The sequence below is a fragment of the Aneurinibacillus danicus genome, from assembly GCF_007991215.1.
Classification (GTDB): Bacteria; Bacillota; Bacilli; order Aneurinibacillales; family Aneurinibacillaceae; genus Aneurinibacillus; species Aneurinibacillus danicus.
The window spans coordinates 1-1,604 of record NZ_BJXX01000255.1 but is presented as its reverse complement, the minus strand read 5'-3'; the positions used below and the strand labels follow the sequence as shown (position 1 = coordinate 1,604).

Sequence of the window (1,604 nt, the reverse complement as noted above, 5' to 3'; positions counted from 1 at the left end):
GAAAACTGGATACAGAAGAAATATGCGCAAGTAGGAAAATCCAAACGATATCCTTTTTGGTGATAACCCTTTGTGGTTAAGCTACAAAGGGCGCACGGTGGATGCCTTGGCGCCAGGAGCCGATGAAGGACGTGGCGAACGACGAAATGCTTCGGGGAGCTGTAAGCGAGCGTTGATCCGGAGATGTCCGAATGGGGGAACCCACTATCCGTAATGGGATAGTACTCCTGCCTGAATCCATAGGGCAGCGAGAGGCAGACCAGGGGAACTGAAACATCTAAGTACCCTGAGGAAAAGAAAACAATCAGTGATTCCGTCAGTAGCGGCGAGCGAACGCGGAGGAGCCCAAACCAGAAGGTTCGCCTTCTGGGGTTGTAGGGCGTCTCACATGGAGTGACAAAGGACGGTCATAGACGAAGCGGTCTGGAAAGGCCCATCAGAGAAGGTAACAATCCTGTAGTCGAAATGGCCGTCTCTCCGAGACGTACCCTGAGTAGGGCGGGACACGTGAAACCCCGTCTGAATCCGGGAGGACCATCTCCCAAGGCTAAATACTCCCTGGCGACCGATAGTGAACCAGTACCGTGAGGGAAAGGTGAAAAGCACCCCGGGAGGGGAGTGAAAGAGAACCTGAAACCGTGTGCCTACAACTAGTCGGAGCACAATTCACCACCCACAAAAGTGAAGGGCTCAGCTGTCGAAGCTGATTCCGACTACTTTTGCGGGGACCCGGTGATGTGTGACGGCGTGCCTTTTGTAGAATGAACCGGCGAGTTACGGTTGCGTGCAAGGTTAAGTCAGAGAAGACGGAGCCGCAGCGAAAGCGAGTCTGAACAGGGCGAAGGAGTACGTAGCCGTAGACCCGAAACCGTGTGATCTACCCATGTCCAGGGTGAAGGTGCGGTAACACGCACTGGAGGCCCGAACCCACGCACGTTGAAAAGTGCGGGGATGAGGTGTGGGTAGCGGAGAAATTCCAATCGAACTCGGAGATAGCTGGTTCTCCCCGAAATAGCTTTAGGGCTAGCCTCGGATGCCTGTCCTGGAGGTAGAGCACTGATTGGATGCGGGCCCCTCGCGGGGTACCAAATTCAGTCAAACTCCGAATGCCAGAGACAGCCGGTCCGGGAGTCAGACTGCGAGTGCTAAGATCCGTAGTCAAAAGGGAAACAGCCCAGATCACCAGCTAAGGTCCCTAAATGTACGCTAAGTGGGAAACGATGTGGAGTTGCCCAGACAACCAGGATGTTGGCTTAGAAGCAGCCACCATTTAAAGAGTGCGTAATAGCTCACTGGTCGAGTGACTCTGCGCGGAAAATGTAACGGGGCTAAGCGTACTACCGAAGCTGTGGATTGACACCGTAGGTGTCAGTGGTAGGGGAGCGTTCCTGCCGCGGTGAAGTCAGACCGGAAGGACTGGTGGAGCGGCAGGAAGTGAGAATGCCGGTGTAAGTAGCGAAAAGAGAGGTGAGAATCCTCTCCGCCGAAAGCCTAAGGGTTCCTGAGGAAGGCTCGTCCTCTCAGGGTTAGTCGGGACCTAAGCCGAGGCCGAAAGGCGTAGGTGATGGACAACAGGTGGAAATTCCTGTACTACCTCCACTCCG

General features: G+C 54.7%; 1 rRNA gene. It reads left to right on the top strand.

Features of this window, described 5'->3' with window-relative positions:
• Positions 1 to 74: 74 nt before the first annotated feature.
• Positions 75 to 1,604: ribosomal RNA gene (locus ADA01nite_RS21565) — 23S ribosomal RNA — on the top strand; the annotation flags it as partial.